Here is a 1,299-nt window from a genome sequence, read left to right as displayed (position 1 = left end):
GGCTATCCCAAAGTGGGGGGCAGATTACTCACGTGTTACTCACCCGTTCGCCGCTCGAGTACCACCGAAGTGGCCTTTCCGCTCGACTTGCATGTGTTAAGCACGCCGCCAGCGTTCGTCCTGAGCCAGGATCAAACTCTCCATCGAAAAACAAACCCCACACCCACCCAAAGGCAGACGCGAGAAAAAGAGAGCCACATCCCCCAGCATCGAACAATCACTGACAAATTTGTCAGAAATCATCGTTAACCAAAGAAACCACCACCACGACCAAAAAGCCATGGTGACGGGGCATAACAAACTAATTCGTCGACTATGACACACTGTTGAGTTCTCAAACATCAGACGCACCCAAGTGCGATCCTCGCGGATCTTGTCTTGGGACAACCTGCAGTAACTTACCGGTCCGGGCCTGCCTCGTCAATCTCGGCTGGCCCGATCCCGCCGCGCATGCAAGAACCCGCTCGATCCGGCCGGTGAGGCTGGTGTTTCGCGGGCCGCTTGCGGCGACAGGTGAAACATTAGACCCACGTCTCGGGTGGTGACAAATCGGGGTCCGACTCTCACTGTTTGCGCAGGTCAGCGCGTTGTCGGACCGGACGGGGTGCCGCGGCGCGGTACGCGGACACCGTCGGCTCCCCCGCCAGCCAGTACCGCCAYGGCCGTTCCGGAGCCCCGCGCAGCCCCACCCGCGGGCCGCTGAGGACGATCTCGGGATCGGGCGTGTCGCGGACCTCGAGTCGGATGCCGTCCCCGTCGATCCGGATGCCGTCCTCGGCCCGGTCGAGGTCGAGGGCCCTGCACATGCGTGCCGGGCCGCGTGCCAGGTCCCGGTCGCTCGCGCCGGGGCGGCGTACGCGGGCGAGATCGACGCCGGCCACCACCTCGCCGGCGCGGAGGAGGACGGCGGACGGCGTCCCCTCGGGACCGCAGACCACGTTGGCGCAGTGGTGCATCCCGTAGGTGAAGTGCACGTACAGGCGACCGGGCGGCCCGAACATGGTCGCGTTGCGGGGGGTGCGGCCGCGGTAGGCGTGGGAGCCGGGGTCATCGGCGCCGCCGTAGGCCTCGACCTCGGTGAGCCGGACGCTCACGCCGGCGTGGGTGAGCACGGAGCCGAGGAGGAGCGGCGCCACCTCGTGGACCGCTCCCCCCAGCAGGTCGTGCAGGTCAGCCGAGCCGCTCACGGTGCGCGGCCACCCGGTCGCTGAGCTCGGTGAGCTGGTCGCGGACACGGTCGGGGGCGGTGCCGCCGCGACCGGTGCGCGATGCGACCGCGCCCGGTGCGCGATGCGACCG

The 1,299-nt window shown here is 67.3% G+C and carries 1 protein-coding gene and 1 rRNA gene; both read right to left on the bottom strand.

From position 1 onward, the window contains the following. Positions 1 to 147: ribosomal RNA gene (locus ACXJKL_RS21215) — 16S ribosomal RNA — on the bottom strand; the annotation flags it as partial. A 416-nt stretch (positions 148 to 563) separates the two neighbouring features. Then, positions 564 to 1,187 (bottom strand): DNA-3-methyladenine glycosylase, encoded by a 624-nt coding sequence (locus tag ACXJKL_RS21210; RefSeq protein ID WP_457208969.1) that lies wholly within the window; start codon positions 1,185 to 1,187, stop codon positions 564 to 566. Positions 1,188 to 1,299 lie beyond the last annotated feature (112 nt).

The organism is Nocardioides sp. P5_C9_2 (assembly GCF_054049555.1).
This window is presented reverse-complemented; position numbering and strand designations above follow the sequence as displayed.